The organism is Shewanella sp. TB7-MNA-CIBAN-0143, assembly GCF_040310065.1.
GTDB lineage: Bacteria > Pseudomonadota > Gammaproteobacteria > Enterobacterales > Shewanellaceae > Shewanella.
Genome location: NZ_JBEOPL010000002.1, coordinates 1 through 16032 on the forward strand (window position 1 = coordinate 1; position 16032 = coordinate 16032).

Annotated in this window: 13 protein-coding genes and 1 pseudogene; 4 read left to right on the forward strand and 10 right to left on the reverse strand. The window is 41.2% G+C overall.

Annotated elements, in window-relative coordinates; genetic code table 11:
• Nucleotides 1-85 precede the first annotated feature (85 nt).
• Nucleotides 86-840 (forward strand): annotated as a pseudogene (locus AAEY97_RS01480) (ISAs1 family transposase); the annotation flags it as partial.
• A 193-nt stretch (nucleotides 841-1033) separates the two neighbouring features.
• Here AAEY97_RS01480 and AAEY97_RS01485 read toward each other — a convergent pair.
• Nucleotides 1034-1180: a hypothetical protein gene (locus AAEY97_RS01485; protein WP_350996019.1), complete on the reverse strand. Its 147-nt coding sequence runs from the start codon at nucleotides 1178-1180 to the stop codon at nucleotides 1034-1036.
• Nucleotides 1181-2035: 855 nt separating this feature from the next.
• Between AAEY97_RS01485 and AAEY97_RS01490 the strand changes: the two genes are divergently transcribed.
• Nucleotides 2036-3307 carry an MFS transporter gene (locus AAEY97_RS01490; protein ID WP_350996022.1) on the forward strand — a complete coding sequence of 424 codons (1272 nt, stop codon included), beginning with the start codon at nucleotides 2036-2038 and terminating at the stop codon, nucleotides 3305-3307.
• Between the two features lie 127 nt (nucleotides 3308-3434).
• On the opposite strand, the gene AAEY97_RS01495 is transcribed toward AAEY97_RS01490, so the two are convergent.
• The 4 genes from AAEY97_RS01495 to AAEY97_RS01510 form a co-directional block, all read right to left on the reverse strand.
• Nucleotides 3435-4721 (reverse strand): peptidoglycan DD-metalloendopeptidase family protein, encoded by a 1287-nt coding sequence (locus tag AAEY97_RS01495; RefSeq protein WP_101088090.1) that lies wholly within the window; start codon nucleotides 4719-4721, stop codon nucleotides 3435-3437.
• Nucleotides 4722-5033: 312 nt separating this feature from the next.
• A complete protein-coding gene (locus tag AAEY97_RS01500) occupies nucleotides 5034-8732 on the reverse strand; it encodes an AAA family ATPase (RefSeq protein ID WP_350996025.1) in 3699 nt (1232 codons plus the stop codon).
• Nucleotides 8732-10060, reverse strand: coding sequence for an exonuclease subunit SbcD (sbcD, locus tag AAEY97_RS01505; protein ID WP_350996028.1), 1329 nt, complete (start codon nucleotides 10058-10060; stop codon nucleotides 8732-8734). The genes AAEY97_RS01500 and sbcD overlap by 1 nt, the downstream gene beginning before the upstream one ends.
• Before the next feature lie 106 nt (nucleotides 10061-10166).
• Nucleotides 10167-10928 (reverse strand): TSUP family transporter, encoded by a 762-nt coding sequence (locus tag AAEY97_RS01510; protein WP_041413055.1) that lies wholly within the window; start codon nucleotides 10926-10928, stop codon nucleotides 10167-10169.
• 297 nt (nucleotides 10929-11225) lie between these two features.
• Here AAEY97_RS01510 and AAEY97_RS01515 point away from each other — a divergent pair, with 297 nt between their 5' ends.
• The gene (locus tag AAEY97_RS01515; RefSeq protein WP_101088082.1) at nucleotides 11226-11903 is read left to right on the forward strand and encodes an SDR family NAD(P)-dependent oxidoreductase; all 678 of its coding nucleotides are present in this window, start codon (nucleotides 11226-11228) and stop codon (nucleotides 11901-11903) included.
• Nucleotides 11904-12304: 401 nt separating this feature from the next.
• Nucleotides 12305-12508: a hypothetical protein gene (locus tag AAEY97_RS01520; RefSeq protein ID WP_101088078.1), complete on the forward strand. Its 204-nt coding sequence runs from the start codon at nucleotides 12305-12307 to the stop codon at nucleotides 12506-12508.
• 108 nt (nucleotides 12509-12616) lie between these two features.
• Here the strand turns inward: AAEY97_RS01520 and AAEY97_RS01525 are convergent, their stop codons facing one another.
• The 5 genes from AAEY97_RS01525 to AAEY97_RS01545 form a co-directional block, all read right to left on the reverse strand.
• Complete coding sequence (locus tag AAEY97_RS01525) at nucleotides 12617-13003, reverse strand: ribonuclease E inhibitor RraB (RefSeq protein ID WP_162022792.1); 387 nt, start codon at nucleotides 13001-13003, stop codon at nucleotides 12617-12619.
• Nucleotides 13004-13013: 10 nt separating this feature from the next.
• Complete coding sequence (locus AAEY97_RS01530; RefSeq protein WP_101088074.1) at nucleotides 13014-13247, reverse strand: RNA-binding S4 domain-containing protein; 234 nt, start codon at nucleotides 13245-13247, stop codon at nucleotides 13014-13016.
• 50 nt (nucleotides 13248-13297) lie between these two features.
• A complete protein-coding gene (locus AAEY97_RS01535; RefSeq protein ID WP_350996032.1) occupies nucleotides 13298-14104 on the reverse strand; it encodes an SDR family oxidoreductase in 807 nt (268 codons plus the stop codon).
• Nucleotides 14105-14131: 27 nt separating this feature from the next.
• Entirely contained in the window at nucleotides 14132-15334 is a 1203-nt protein-coding gene (locus AAEY97_RS01540) for a cyclic di-GMP phosphodiesterase (protein ID WP_350996035.1), read from the reverse strand.
• A 156-nt stretch (nucleotides 15335-15490) separates the two neighbouring features.
• Nucleotides 15491-16012: a DUF2919 domain-containing protein gene (locus AAEY97_RS01545; protein ID WP_101088068.1), complete on the reverse strand. Its 522-nt coding sequence runs from the start codon at nucleotides 16010-16012 to the stop codon at nucleotides 15491-15493.
• Between the last annotated feature and the right edge of the window lie 20 nt (nucleotides 16013-16032).

The following is a 16032-nucleotide window of genomic DNA, read 5'->3' on the forward strand; positions in this document are numbered from 1 at the left end:
TTCATGCAGAATCTCCCTGCGTATATATTACGAGAAAATTCTACTTTTGAAATCTACTATTTTTAGGGGGGATTACCGGGCAAGTATTGCTATCGATGGAAAAACGCTTCGGGGCTCATACAATCGTCAAGACAGAGCCAGTACCATACACATGATTAGTGCTTATGCTTCATCAAACAAATTAGTACTTGGCCAACTTAAAACAGAACAAAAAAGCAATGAGATAACTGCCATTCCTGAGTTGATAAAGATGTTAGATATCAAAGGGGCTTTAGTGACTATCGATGCTATGGCTTGTCAAACAAAAATAGCCAAAACCATTGTGGAACAAGGCGGTGACTATCTGCTAGCCGTTAAAAGTAATCAGGGAAAACTGCGCGAAGCGATAGTAAAAACCTTCTCTTTCCTGCGAGCCAACAATACAGATAAATCCGCAATCAAACACGATCATGGGCAAACAGAGTGTCGTCAGTGTTATGTTATTGACAGTACAAACTTAGCTGGTGACTTTTCAAAGTGGAAAGGGCTAAAAATATCGTTATGGTTGAAAGTTGTCGCCTTGAAAAAGGAAAACCAATCGAGCTTGAGTACCGTTATTACATCAGCGCTAAGGAGCTAAGTGTCGAACAAGCTGCGATAGCCGTTCGAGAACATTGAGGCATAGAATCAATGCACTGGGTGCTTGATGTCAGTATGGGGGAGTATGCATGTCAAATATACAACGCTCACGGGGTCAAAAATCTGTCATGCCTGCGCCATATTAGTTTGAATATGTTACGAGCAGAGTCGACGAAGATAAGCATTGTTGGAAAACAAAAACGATGCATGATGAATCCATAGATGCTTGAGGCGGTATTAAAGGCTTGTTTTAATGCATAGATTAAAATTAAGCACTCATGCGGTAGCCCTGACTTTTACCCCGATAAAGATTATCAATCCATACGACATTAATTAGAAAGTCCTTATAAACTGATCGGCCAGCCACGCCACCAATGATATCTCCATCATTATTTCGTGCAACAATTGTAAGGGCTTACGAAGTTTCATAACCTAAGTTTTCAACATTAAATTGACGTAAGCCAGCAGTCAGCATCGCCACTATCTCGTTATCTTCATGATGAATGATGTCGATGTTTGTATATTCTTTCAAAATTAATATCTCTTCAAATGGTTTATCCATATTAAGATAATACGGATTAACTGGGCGACATGATGGTCATTAAATGAACAATGCAATGGGTTATGATTAAACGCCCATAGGGTTAAACACAAATACTTCGAACAGAATCATAATTTATTGCCCATACTAGCTTCCAATTGATAACCTTACGCTCAATAGAATACACCTATTTACAACCCAGTTTTCCTGATGTACTGCCATAATAAATTTCAAAACCATCTCTTGTTCTTCTAATAACAGATATGTTACCTAATAAATGAGTGAGCCTGATATTCGTGGTTGCCATATCTAAAACGTCAATAAAATGATGAGCATCTTGCTCTGTAAAATCAATTACTTATTCGATTTACTCTAAGAGAGTTTCATCATAATGACTCTTTTCAAATAAGCAGTTTGTTACAAAGGTTATGACTGGTAAACGTTTCAATTTATATCATCTTTATTGAAAGCATTTATCACAATATTTAGAGTAAATATTGTTCGATTTCAGTGCAATGCTGCTCGGCATTGTACCGCTGTAAAACTAATCTAAACTGCAAAACCAAAAGCCATACTCTCAACATGCTGATTTATAAAATAAAAAAATAATAACCACACTTGGCATAAATCTTCCTTTCATATTGTGTGTCAGTGAAATGTGCAAAACGCAGGTTACATCAGCGTTAACCAACGTCGTTTCTTGCAACAACATCGCCCAGTTCTGTCCCAAATAGTACGATAAGCAGCGTCACACGCGGTATTAATAAACTAAAACACGCTTTAATACCTGGGCAAATTCGGAGTTCATTACAATCAATCTTGGTGATTAGCTGTGTGAATTGGTGACGTATCACACACAAAACCTATTGGAGTGACATGTTAAACGCGTTAATCCCACTTTCAGCATTACTCATATCTAATGCATTCTTAATTCTTGGCCATGGTTTATTACTGACTCTGCTCCCCATTGCGGCGAGTGAATCTGGTTTTAGCGATACTCAAGTCGCTTTAACCGGATCGGGGTACTTTTTAGGATTTGTTTCCGGCTGTTTAGCCACACCCTATATGTTAAAACGAGTTGGGCATATTCGTAGCTTTGCTGTATTGGCAACATGTTACTCGGTGGTCATCTTACTATTTCCTTTATTATCCGAGTTTTATAGTTGGATGTTGTTAAGGTTTTTAATCGGGGTGATGATTTCTGGTTTATACATGATCATTGAAAGCTGGCTAAACGGCACGTCAACAGCGAATAATAGAGGAACAATACTGTCTATTTATACCACACTAAATTTAATCATGGTGATGTGTGGCCAACAACTGTTCAATTTAGGCAGCGAGCACGAATCGATGCTATTCGGTCTAGCCGCTATATTTATCTCTATCGCAATCATTCCGGTGTCACTGACACGTTCATCAGCACCTGCGGTGGTAAAACACGTTAAGTTGAATATGGCAAAGGTATGGCGGCACTCTCACGTTGCACTGATTGGAGCCGTGGTTGCCGGTTTTGTCACAGGTGCATTTTGGGCATTAGCCCCTATTTACGCTAAAGATAATGGTTTTGACAGTATTCAACTCGGTGCATTTTTATCTGCTACCGTCCTTGGCGGAGCTTGTTTTCAAGTACCACTAGGTAAGTTATCCGATAGGTTTGATAGGCGCAGTGTTTTGATGTTTACTGCCTTAGGTGGCTCCTTGGTGTCATTACTCTTCGTCACTCTTCCTTACGTAGTCACTACTTTTGGCGGTTGGCCAGCAGCAATATCAGCCTTTTTTTGGGGAGGGACATGTATGACGCTATACGCAATATGCTTAGCCCATGCTAATGACAACGCCACCTCTGAAGATTTTGTTGAAATAAGCAGTGCCATGCTTATCACTCTTGGGTTATCGTCGGCTATTGGTGCGCCTATGGCTTCACTTGCGATGGGATTATTTGGCGCCAAGGGTTTATATGCCTTTACCAGTTCATGTTTGGCGATTTTCTTCGTGATAGTATTATTAAGACGCCGCAGCCATATTGCCCCCTCAACACTTGCAACAAAAGAAAGTTTTCGTGCCGTCACCGATATGGCAAGCCCAACAGCATATGAAATGGACCCCAGAACTGAGATAGATCCACAAGCGGAAGCACTGCAACGATAAGTAATAACAAGGGACAACCGTTACCGCTAGTATTGAGCACTCTTTAAGTACTGTGATTTAACAACAAAAAATGCAGCCAATATAGGCTGCATTTTTATCGTTCAGAGTTCGCTTACACGCGTTGTGATTAGCCTAAATCCATCATCATGCTACGGCTATGCACCAAAGCTTGAAACGCTTGTAGTTGCTTTTTAGGTAATACAGTAGCTTCTGCAATATTGGCTTTCATTGCGTCGATAGGACGACCATTTACAATAAACTCATAATGTAAGTGAGGACCTGTTGAAGCACCAGTATTACCCGACAATCCAATCGGTTGACCACGAGTGACACGTTGGCCTCTTTTAACTAAGAACTTCGATAAATGCAGGTAGCGTGTGCTGACCTTATTGTCGTGTTGAATCACAATATAGTTGCCTGCATAAGGATGTTTAGTCACCATAGTGACTATGCCATCTCCCGGAGCTACGACTTGTGTACCTATTGGGGTAGCAAAATCAGTGCCGTTATGTGGACGAATACGACCAGTAATTGGGTGTTTACGATTAGGGTTAAAGCGCGAACTTAAACGAACTTTTCGGTTAAGCGGAATACGTTGAAAAGCAGGCGTTAAACTTTGACCTTCAATGTCGTAATAATTGCCATCGACATTTTGAAACGCGGTAATGTCGCGACGGCCGGTATTAATACGAATGCCTTCAATCGATGTTGTGCCTGTTGGTTCACCTTCAACAAATTGGTCGTTAACCAAAACCGAAAAAGTATCACCTGCGCGCAACTCACGAGAAAAGTTTAACTTCGTTTTTAACAGAGTTTCAACTTTTTGAATTTCAGCGGCACTTAAACCAGCGTTTTTAGCCGATACATAAAAAGAGCCGTTAATTTCTCCGCCAACGATGCGATTTTGCCAAATGCCATCGATGTTAATGTCATTAACACCGTAAGTTCCGTCTTTAAAACGGGAGAATACCACTTGGTGAGCAGGGCTAAAGTACAGTTCTAGCTTATCAAGCTCGCCATTAGCGTTGTCCCAAAATTGGATTCGGTTACCCGGCAGAAGTGTATCTAGTGCTAAGACTTCTAAATCAGCCTCAAGTACTTTATACATGGTTCGTTGGTCGATACCGGCTAATTCAAATAAATGACTTAAGGTATCACCACTTTCAATCACGCGATTTAAAATCGGTGAAATAGGCTTTACCAGCTTCAAAGCGCTATCTTGTTGAGCTATGTGTGGCAATAACGAATCGATATCGATTGCCACTGGAATACGTTGTGATGAAAACTCTTGTTGTGTTGGCCATAATAAAGCCGCCCCGACAACAAATACACTCGCTAGCAAGACTTTCTTGTGCAAGTTTGGCAAGTTCAATTGACTTACCGCTGGCCTTTGGAAGCCCATAATTTTACTCATTAGCAATGTCTAATCCACCCTAAAAGATGACGCTTTATATTTTTTATTTTTCTTTTACTGCAAATTGTTATTGCGATATTGGGCATAAATTCAGTTAACTCTATGCCTTCATGTCGTTTTTTATGGTGAATATGACCCAATATTTGATACTACGGCATCCGGTATAAACAGCTAAAAATACGGACTTTTGCACTCAAATTGCATATCAACGCTCTTTTATATCAAAAAATAATCATTTTACAAATATAAAATGATATTTAATTAATAATTAATTTGAACTCGATTACAGTAATCATGGGAGTTTGAGGCAGATCAAGACCCACTTACAGCAAACTCACCCTGCAATTTACTGATACCAAGACCGTTCATTTTAGTCACTTTTATCTGTACGTCGATCCGCTCTTTCATGGCTTCAATATGGCTAATGACACCAATCATTTTGCCCGAAGCATTTAAATTATCTAATGCGTCTAAAGCGGTATCTAACGTTTGACTATCCAACGTACCAAAGCCTTCATCTAAAAACAGTGAGTCAATGCTCGTTTTATGACTAACAAGGTCAGATAATGCGAGTGCAAGGGCTAGGCTCACTAAAAAGCTTTCACCGCCCGACAAGGTTCTGGTGTCTCGTACTGCATCACCTTGCCAGGTATCGAGTACTTGTAGCTCTAACGCATCGGACTCTTTGCGTTCAAGTAAGTAACGACCTTGCAAACGTTCCAGCTGTCTGTTCGCCAATGCCACTAAATGGTCTAAAGTAAGCCCTTGAGCAAACTTACGGAACTTATCGCCCTTTTGTGAGCCAATTAACGAATGCAGATACGCAAGATCGTCGTAATCTTGTTGCATTTGAGCTTGTTCCGCGAGCAGTTGCTGTTGCCCTGCCCGCTTATTGGTATCTTGCTCCAACTCATGGCTTAAGCGCCACAGTGTTTGCTTGTCTTGTTGGTGCTTAGCTTCCATCGTTTGATGTTGCAGCATTATATCGCTGTGTTGAGCAATATCGTATCCGTGTTGCTCTGCCAGCTGCGCTAAATCCGTTTGTTTTGTTAAGGCTTGCTCAACTAACGTATTGGCTTTGACAATGTCGTTATCAAGTTGCAGTTTTAATTGCTGTAAGGTGTGACGCTCTTGTGGCGTCAATAAGGCTTGTTCAAATGATTGTTGATCTGCAAATGGACTTGATTGTAATGCCACTTGCCATTTTTCCTGCAACTGTTGTGACTCTTGATTCGCCTTGGTGACTTGCTGCGTTGTCGATTGCAGCTGCGCTTGTAAGCCAGCAAAATGTTTATCCGCCGTTTGCAATTGTTGTTGAATTGAGACAAATACCTGCTGAGCTTGATCTACTGCGTGTTGGCTAAGCAGCTTTTCATCTTCAACCACTTTCTCTGCAAACACGACTTTACGCTTTGCGAGTACCGAATCGAGTTGCTCGTTAAGCGTAACCACTTGCTCAGTTACTTCCGCTAGCTTGGTTGCTATTTCAGAGGTGTCTAGATTGTTTGCGGTGAGTTTTTCTGCGGTGACACTGAGCTGCTGTTGGTTATCGATAGCCTGCTGCTGCGCTTCAATCCAACGTTCAAGTTGTTGTTGTAAGTGATGAAGCCAAGCGTCGGCATTATCTAGTGTCGGCGGCGTTAACCCTGTGGCAATAATGTGTGCATCCAGTGCGCTGCTAAGTTGCTGTAGTTGCTTGTTAACAGATTCAATTTGCTGCTGCTGACTCACTAAACCTTGGGATAAATTATCAAGCTGTTGTTGCAATAATCCATGCTGATTAACCAACACTGCCAACGCTTGTTCTGCTTGGGTAGCATTGTGCTGATGTTGATGTAAGGTTTTTTGGCATTGGTTAAGCTGACTTATCGTTTGGGCAAGTTGCTGCTGTTTGGCTTCTGACTGGGCAATATAATCAGTTAGCTTATGTTGTTGCTGCTCATGTAATTCAAGCGTTACCGCAAGCGCCTGAGTGTGTTGTTGCCACTGTTGCTCAGTTAATTGTAATTCAGTTTGCGCTAGGCTCAATTGCTTGAGCGAATTGTCATAGTTAACTTGCAACGCCGTTTGTTGATTTTTAAGCTGCTCACCTTGCTGTTTAATCGCATCAAGTTCAATTTGTAGTTGCTGCATTCTTTGCTCGGTAACAGACACATTCAATGCTTCATAACGCTCAACTAACGGGTGCTCTGTCGAACCACACAATGCACAAGGCTCACCAGCTTTAAGCTTGGCACGCTCTAAGGTTAAATTGGCTATTTGCTGTTCTTGCTGCAATATGGTTTGCAGATCTTTTACTTGCTGATTTTTTTCACTCCACTGGGTTCTTACCTGCGAAAGTGAATGCGCTAAAGCCTGTAAATCAGTGTTAAATTGCACCGATTGACTGCTTAATTGCTGGCATTGTTGCTGCTGACGCACATAGTGACTAAATAGCTGGGTTAACTGATAACGCCCAGCTTGCTGCTCGACCAGTTGTTGGTAGACATGATTAATCTGACTTTCGTCTTGGCCAGCCAATAATGCCGTTATTGCTTGCTGGCTGTCGGCTTGTTGAGCCAACGCTTGGGTGACCGTCGTTTTGGCCAGTTCTATTTGTGGCGAAAGCTCAGATAACGTTGTTTGAGTTTGCTCGATATTATGTTGTTGCTGAACTCGTTGAGTGTCAAGTTGGCTCAACTGCTGGTTTAATTGCAACACTTGGCTGTATTGTGTCTGCCAAGCCGCAAACTTTTTGGCCACTTCTTGGCCTTGTGGCAAACTATCAAGTTGTTGCTGTATGTCTTGCTTTGCCGACGTGAGTTGCTGTTGCAACGCCATCAACTGTTGCTGTTGCTCAATCGTTTTGTGTTGTTGCTCAGCCGTTTGCTGATGGCTTAATCTGACCTGAGACAACTGATAGTTCAATTGGCTAATGTGTTGGTCTAACGGCAACACCTGTTTGTCGATAAGCGTAAGCAAATCTTTGTGTGCTTGATTGGTTTTATCAACGCCTTGCTCAGCTTGCGTTTGCTTGTGGGTGTGCTGTTGCAGTGTTTGTTCAGCTACACCAACCTGTTCCGTTAACTGTTCAATCTGTTCCGATAATACTCGGGTGCTTAACTGGGCTTTTTGTTGCTGTTCAAATAGAGGCTGGATTTGCTGTGCTGGCTCACTATGTTCAAGTCGAGTTAGTTCATCGCTATGTTGCTGTACGCGAGACAGTGCTAGTTGCTGTTGAGCCTGAACGTTAACTAATGTCTGCTGCGATTGCTCAGTATTGTCCGCCCAGGTAATAAATTGGCTTAATTGAGCTAATTGCTGTTGATCGATCACAAGCGCCTGATTGAGTTGTTCAATCTGTAGTTGCTGCGCCACAACTTGTTGTTGATCAAATAACTCAACACTGCCAAGCTTAGCTTCAAGCACTTTTAGGTTAGTTTTGGCATCAGAAAAATGCTGATGCACTCGCGCTGAAATTAAGCTGTAAATTTCAGTACCCGTTAGCTCTTCCAATAGTTCTGCGCGCTCATTGGCTTCGGCATTTAAAAAAGCGGCAAACTGGCCTTGTGACAACATCATCGACTTAGTGAAACGAGCAAAGTCGAGTCCGGTGATTTCTTCAATTAATTCGGTTTTACGTTTTATCTGACTGGCAAGGATTTTACCGTCACTGAGTTTAGCCAATTCGACTTGCGCATCTTGTAAATTGCCATCGGCTTTGTCGCGCGAACGACGCTGACTCCAAAACGCTCGGTAAGCGACACCTTTAACTTCAAATTCAACTTCAGCTAAACATTCTGCAGTGCCACGAGTCATTAACTCGTTGGTGGTTTTAGAAATATTACTTAACCGCGGTGTACGATGGTAAAGCGCCAAACAAATCGCATCGAGAATGGTGGTTTTACCTGAGCCTGTAGGACCTGTAATAGCAAATAAACCGTTTTCAGCAAATGGCGATTGGGTGAAGTCGATTTTCCACTCATTTTTAAGTGAGTTAATATTTTTAAAGCGAAGGCTTAGAATTTTCATTATTGCTCACCCTCGGTTGCACTTTTTGTAGCAACGGCTTCTGTCGACGTTTCTTGTAACACATGGCTCGCAGCCGTTTCTTGACTGTTTCGCTCAGACTCCACTTCGACATACACTTGGTTAAAGCGTTGCTTTATTCGTCCTAACTGTGCCTGTTGCGATTCACTCTCAAACTCTTCTTGCGACAAACGTCGCCCAAATACCTCGTCGACGCTGAGCTCAGATAAGGTTTCATTATCGAGCTGCTTAATGTGTTGCTGTCGTTGACTACGGGCACGCTTTAACTGCAATACTTCAACCGCTTTGTCTTGAGTCATGTCGGCAATGCGCGATTGCAAATCAGACAAATAATCTTGTTGTGACACCTCAATGCTCAACCAAGTCGTTTTTGCGGATTCTGCTTGCAAAGCAAATGCGCTTATCTGCTTCTCAATGCTATCTAAGTCGCCTTTTAACACCTGCATCGGCTGGAAAACTGGCACCATTAATGCTGTGATTTGAGATAATTTGGCATCACTAAATTCGACCAAAAACACCGATTTATTAGTGGCATTATCTGCCGCGAGTTCATCAAAACTTAACGCTATCGGTGAACCGCTGTAACGAATATGTTCAGATTTCGCCACCACTTGGGGGCGATGAATATGACCTAATGCAATGTAGTCTGCGGCAGGAAACAGCGCTGCATTAAAGGCATCTAAACTGCCAATATAGATATCACGCACGGATTCTGAAGTACTTGCACCCACTGTGGTTAAATGACCTGTCGCAATAATGGGTACTGGCGTAGTAAATGTATTATTGAGTTGTTCAGCTTGCTCAAAACAGCGCTGATACAACTCGCTAATGGCATCACCCAATTTACGTTGTTTATCAATTGATGACTCACCTGATTCACTTAGCACCACATCACGCGGGCGTAAAAAGGGTAAACCACATAAAATAGCACCCACTTCACCTTGGCGATTTTTGAGGGTAAATACATGCTCTTCAACATGCTCGAATGCACCTGGAATAACCACAGTATTTAGGCAAGCAAGGAGATTTTTAGATTCATTCAACGTCGACACAGAGTCGTGATTACCGCCCAATAAAATTAGCTGGCAACCTGTTTGTTGAATTTGAACAATAAATTGATTGTATAGCGTACGGGCATAACTTGGCGGTGTGCCAGTATCGAAAATATCGCCCGCGACAATAAGCGCATCAACTTGGTGGATGTTGATTTGCTCAAGTAACCACTGCATAAAGGCCTGGTGCTCAGCTGCGCGACTTTTACCATAAAAATATTGGCCAAGATGCCAATCTGATGTGTGAATAATGCGCATAACATCCCTTCAATAAAAACAAACACGTACACCACATAATGCTGGCGTTAATAAACCCAAATTATCGCTACTATGATCACATGTACCGCGATCACATGTACTGCTATCACATATATTGCGACCACAATAATTTGCCGCTCATGCCCAATGACATCACTACCACCAAAGGTTTAATGATTTTAACGCCTTTGGTCACCACTAAACGTGAACCTAACGTAGCACCAATTGCTTGGCCTACCAGCATAATTAATCCCAATACCACTGCGACTTGACCACCGATTAAAAAGAAAATTAACGACGCAATGTTAGTGGCAAAATTGAGTAGCTTTGCATGCGCGGTTGCCTTGGCCAAACCAAAACCAGCCAATGACACAAATGCTAAAGCAAAGAAACTTCCAGTACCGGGGCCAAAGAAACCATCATATAAACCAACGCCCAATGCGGCAGTAAAGGCAAATACACTTGGGGTGAGGACTTGTTGGCGATCTTGTTCACTTATTTTTTTAGAGAATAAAAAATAACAACCAATGGCTAGAATTAAAAATGGCAGCACGACCTCCAATAATTTAGCGTCGATCATTTGTACTAATATTGTGCCAATTGATGCACCAATAAAAGCGCATATCAACGACAGTTTGATACTGCGTAAATCAACCATCCCTTTACGTACAAAATATAAGCTCGCAAAAAAGCTGCCACCGCACGCTTGCAGTTTATTAGTACCCAATGCTGCTGCTGGAGGTAACCCTGCCCACATTAATGCGGGAATGGTCAGTAAGCCTCCGCCGCCAGCAATCGAGTCGATAAACCCCGCAACCAGAGCAACAAAAAATAAAATAACCGCGAGTTGGAGCGTGAGTTCAAGCATGGAGAGTCTCGTTATTAGGAATAGCGTGAAGTCGGCAGACATAATATAAGGCGTTATTAGACAATCTTTATCGTCAAAATACAAAGCGTTCTGTGTAATTTATTCAGCTTTACCCAACTAATTTCAGCTTGGGCTAATAAACACTGACCAAATAACGTATTACCCATTAATAAGCTTATATTGACTTAAACATCAGATTTGAAAATCGATATGAGAAATGAACTACAACCGCTTTGCTGTTCACTTAGGCATTGTTATAGTAGTCGGCCAAGTAAATATTGAGCTGAAGGTTTTATTATGATTGTTATTACCGGCGCAAGTAGCGGCTTAGGTGCTGCACTAACACAACTGTATGCTGCAGAAAATCAACCGTTATTGGTGACAGGTCGCAGTGAGCAAAAATTAGCAGGTGTAATGGCTGGCCTAACTCAACCAGAGCAAGCTAACGTACAAACTCACACAGCAGACTTGTGTGTGGCCGAAGATGTCAGTGCATTATTTTCGCGTTTATCAGCGCCGCCAAGCAAGGTTATTCATTGTGCAGGCAGTGGTTATTTTGGCCCTATCGAACAACAAGCACCTGAAGCGATTAATCAGTTAATCCACAACAATCTCACTTCAAGCATTCTAGTGCTGCGTGAACTTATTAGTCGCTATCGTGATCACAACGTTACTGTAGTAGTCGTGATGTCGACCGCAGCGCAAGCAGGCAAAGCAAATGAGTCGACTTACTGTGCCGTAAAATGGGCCATAAAGGGATTGGTAGAATCGTTACGATTAGAATTGAAAGGCAGCCCGATGAAATTGATTGCGGTATATCCAGGAGGAATGGCAACGGACTTTTGGCAAACCAGTGGCAAAGACATTAATACATCAAGCTTTATGACGGCAACAGAAGCCGCCACCATGCTCAAGCAAGCCTTAATAGCGACAGAACATGGATATGTCTCTGATATCACCATTAACCGAGGTTAATATTCCATAAATTAGTTAACCTAAAATAGAACGAACAGTTTATTATCTCATCCTAGTTGTTTGTGATTTTCTTGAGTTCGTTTTTTCCTTGAGTTTGAATTTATTTGGATAAAAACGGTTTGGTTGACCAGTACCAGCAATATATCCACCCAGCAGGGGCAAAAATGAGATTTAACACAAGAGCGTAAAAACCCACCAAGGGTAAATTTGTGGTTTTCCCCTTGGCAAATCTTAAGGTGAAGAACACCACAACTAAGGTTAAAACGAAAATAATTTGGCCAATCAATGTGCCATTTAACGCCATGATTACACCCTTTAACCATCAAACCCGTTATGCTGAAATAGCAACGACGCTAAGCTGATGATACATCTCATATTAGATTATTGATAAGGCTACTACAATGTGTAAAAAAATCATCGTAATACTGATATCGTTTAGCTTTATTCTATCTTTGTCCGCCTGTGCTGAATTAAAACAGACTGGCAAAGAAATCGGTCACACCACAAAAAAAGTGACCACAGCTATCGGTCACGGGACACGCGATACCGTTAAAGCTATTGGACATGAAACCAAAGAAGTCATTAATGAGATAAAAGAAGACTAAACCACGTCGCTTTGTATAATCAAAAAGCCGTTAATGCTGGGCATTAACGGCTTTTGTTCAATTGAATAATTCAATCTATAGTGAAGACTATGTTAGTTGCTAGCAATGTTAGTGCTTACAATGCTCAGTGTGAACATGGTCATCATCTGCAAATTCATTATCGCTGGCTTGGTTTTGCATCACGCCCCAACCATCAGAAATACCGTCAAACTCTTTGGCAAAGTTATTTAACTCAGTTTCTTTAGCCACAAGCGTTGCGTATTCAGGTACCATTTGTAGGCAAACAATCACTTCCCACTTGGTGCTTTCTTCATCAAAGTTAAGCTCAAGCTCACCTTGGAGGTCTTTTTGGCTTAATGCTTCTAAGGCTGACTCGGCATCACGTTGATCGTCAAACACCAAGAAGAAATCGACTTCTATTGATTGAGTAAGGTCAATACCGGCATCTGCCATTGCAGCCAACATTTGGCCATTATCATCTTCTGGGAATTGCATTTATCAATCCTTACTGTGCAGGAACAATTTCAATTGTCGCGCCATTGAACGAAACGACATCGCCAACAACACACTTTTTACGTTTACGAGTATCAACTTCACCGTTGACGGTAACTTGACCTTCGGTAATGACATGCTTTGCTTCGCCACCACCGTTCACTAGACCGAGTACTTTGAGTACTTTGTACAGTTCTACGAATTCATCACCTTGAAGTAATGCAAACGCTTGAGTTTGAGTCGTCACAATAATCGCCTTTTAATCAAAATATTCTGGCTATTATAGCCTATGCCAGTTTAGCAAGCATCAAGCATTTTGAATGGATTATTAAACGCATATGTAAACCCTAACTGATGACAGATTAACTGCCCATCGATAGTTTTATTGGGTTGTTGTTGTTGATTAAATTCTGGCGCACTTAACCCAAGATGTTCAGCGGCAGCAACATAAAACTCACCACGAGTAGGATGAGCGTTTGCAGCAAGATTATAAATAGCTAAAGTATCGTTGCGAGAAAGAATTAAGCTAACAGCAGCAACACAGTCATCTAAATGCACCAGATTAACCGCAACATTGGCGCCACTGACATCCGTTTTTCCGGCAAAAAAACGTCCGGGATGTCGCTTAGGTCCAACCAAGCCTGAAAATCGTACAATACAGCTATTTTTCATAGCTGAAAACATCGCTTCTGCTTGTAATAATGTACCACTGGTATCATTAAAAGCAGCAGCATCTTGTTCGGTTACAGTTTGATCTAGCGAAGGATAAACCCCAGTCGTACTGATGAAAATAATTTTTTGATATTGGCGTTCACCCATCAAGTTTATTAACTGAGTTAAATAGCCAAGATAATCAGTTTCGCCTCGTCTAAGTCCCGGTGGTATGTTAATCACGATAGCGTCTGCATCGAATAAAGACGAGTTTTTTGCTTGGTTAGCCACATTTGCCAAATCTAACTGATAAGCATCAATACCGGCTTGCTGTAATTGGACTAAATCCTCAGGGTGACGTTTTGAAGCCTTTACCTTAAAACCTTGCTTAACTAATTGTGTCGCGAGCGGCAAACCGAACCAACCACATCCGATAATAGTAACTGTATTCATGTATTCTCGATATTACGACGTTAAATTTTAATGATTGAAGTTATTGAAGTAAAAACTAATTGGACTATTGGCTTGCAATGTTTTAATGGCACCCTCAGATAATTCGTCTAATTTCATCACTTCTTGAACTTGAACATCTTCGTTAATTAAAAAACGAAAACTAGGTTCCCCCCCACTGAGGTTACATGACCACACATGTGGCTGTTTTACATCGGCAGTTGTCATCATCACCTTAGCGATGCTTTCGTCGGTTAAGCGCACTATAGTGCCTGGAGGATAAATACCTAATATTTTAACTAAAACCGAAATTAAATTATCACTGTGTTTACTGCTGTGAGTTTTAAATAAAATACCCAGTGCAACTTGTGGCGTCTGGTATTGATGTAACAGGGTTTCATAGTCATTAGCTAATGACACTATTTGGGTGGTGGGTAAAATTTTAGCTTCGGTCAGATTATTAGGAAAACCGCTACCATCAATAAACTCATGATGATGCAACACTATGTCTAACATGGCTTCAGGAAATAATCCGGTGCGGTTAAGCATCTCGTGGCCAAAGTTAGGGTGCATTTTTAAAAAGTTAATTTCATGGTCAGTTAACTCACCACGTTTTTTACGCCGGATTGCCTCTGGGACTTTTAACTTACCAATGTCATGAAACAAGCTGCCTAATGCAATGTCACGAACATCTTTTTTAGACAGTGATAATGTGTGAGCAATCATCATAGAGATCACCGCAACTGAAATACCATGTTGAGTAACACTAACATCTGTTTCGCCACTGCCCACGAGCGTTAAATGAGGGGTTTCACTTTCATACAAATGATCGACTAAATCTTCAACTAAGGTGGCCGCTTCACGATAAGCACCTTCAGGATCACTGACTATTTTACCAAAAACGGTTCGACTATCGTTAACCGATTTTACAAAGCGCTGTTGGCTAACTCGCATACTTTTTTTAGCCAAAGGTCGATAATCAATTTCTTGTGCAACAACCTCTTCTGGTGGCTCAATTTCAACGGGCTCATCAACTTTAGGCAGCAAATCATGGCCATCAATCACGTAAACAAATGACACATCGAGACCTTTGATCATCTCGATTTGCACTTGTTGTTCAAGCTTTACTTTACTGCGAAAAAAAGGATGGCTTGTCCATGACAAAGGCAGCTTAACGGTTAACCCGATAACCATTTGCGAAACAGGTATTTGTGTTAATTCTGTTTTAGCCAAAGTACTGATCCTTTTTCACATTAGCCAAGTTATGGCCGAGATGATAATTTCATTTCTACGCTAACATTTTTGAAATAGAGCTATGTGTATCAAAGTCATACATTTTAATGTTTTTGGAAACCAATAAATAATAGTGCATTTATACCAAGTCGTACATTATTTCGTATCAGGCTTAATCTCATCATCAGATATGGTTTCGACTTGCACAGTACTATCATCAGGGGTCCAGTCGGTAAAATAGTAATATAGCCGCTTTGATTTGAAGACATAAATAACTGACCAAAACAGAAAAAGCGCATCAATCGAATAGCCAATTTTAAACAAATAGTCATCGTGCATCATACGTTGGAACAAAAATAGTCCATCAATAATGAGTAATCCCCACAAAAACCAAGCACTACGTCTAAACAAAGGTATTAATATCGGCCAGCTGCGTTTACGCTCGGCAATAATAAGTCCATAAATCAGTATCGCCCCGACACCAGCAATTAGCGCCGATACAAAATCGCTTTTTTCAGGATAAAATAACCTTACTAAACCAGCACGGTCATTAAACTGGGTTAAGGATGCAATAAAAATACACCAGCCACGGGCTAAAAAGACCAAAATCAAATACAAAAATAATGGCGGTTTTATATGACCACGATCATCTAACCAAGTAATATTACTAAAATTCACAATAAACTCTTATCGGCATG

What these genes read in the sequence shown, in the direction of transcription:
- AAEY97_RS01500 (WP_350996025.1), bottom strand. Translation starts at nt 8,732, where the DNA reads ATGAAAATTCTAAGCCTTCGCTTTAAAAATATTAACTCACTTAAAAAT.
- AAEY97_RS01495 (WP_101088090.1), bottom strand. Translation starts at nt 4,721, where the DNA reads ATGAGTAAAATTATGGGCTTCCAAAGGCCAGCGGTAAGTCAATTGAAC.
- AAEY97_RS01510 (WP_041413055.1), bottom strand. Translation starts at nt 10,928, where the DNA reads ATGCTTGAACTCACGCTCCAACTCGCGGTTATTTTATTTTTTGTTGCT.
- AAEY97_RS01535 (WP_350996032.1), bottom strand. Translation starts at nt 14,104, where the DNA reads ATGAATACAGTTACTATTATCGGATGTGGTTGGTTCGGTTTGCCGCTC.
- AAEY97_RS01525 (WP_162022792.1), bottom strand. Translation starts at nt 13,003, where the DNA reads ATGCAATTCCCAGAAGATGATAATGGCCAAATGTTGGCTGCAATGGCA.
- AAEY97_RS01490 (WP_350996022.1), top strand. Translation starts at nt 2,036, where the DNA reads ATGTTAAACGCGTTAATCCCACTTTCAGCATTACTCATATCTAATGCA.
- AAEY97_RS01520 (WP_101088078.1), top strand. Translation starts at nt 12,305, where the DNA reads ATGTGTAAAAAAATCATCGTAATACTGATATCGTTTAGCTTTATTCTA.
- AAEY97_RS01485 (WP_350996019.1), bottom strand. Translation starts at nt 1,180, where the DNA reads ATGGATAAACCATTTGAAGAGATATTAATTTTGAAAGAATATACAAAC.
- sbcD (WP_350996028.1), bottom strand. Translation starts at nt 10,060, where the DNA reads ATGCGCATTATTCACACATCAGATTGGCATCTTGGCCAATATTTTTAT.
- AAEY97_RS01515 (WP_101088082.1), top strand. Translation starts at nt 11,226, where the DNA reads ATGATTGTTATTACCGGCGCAAGTAGCGGCTTAGGTGCTGCACTAACA.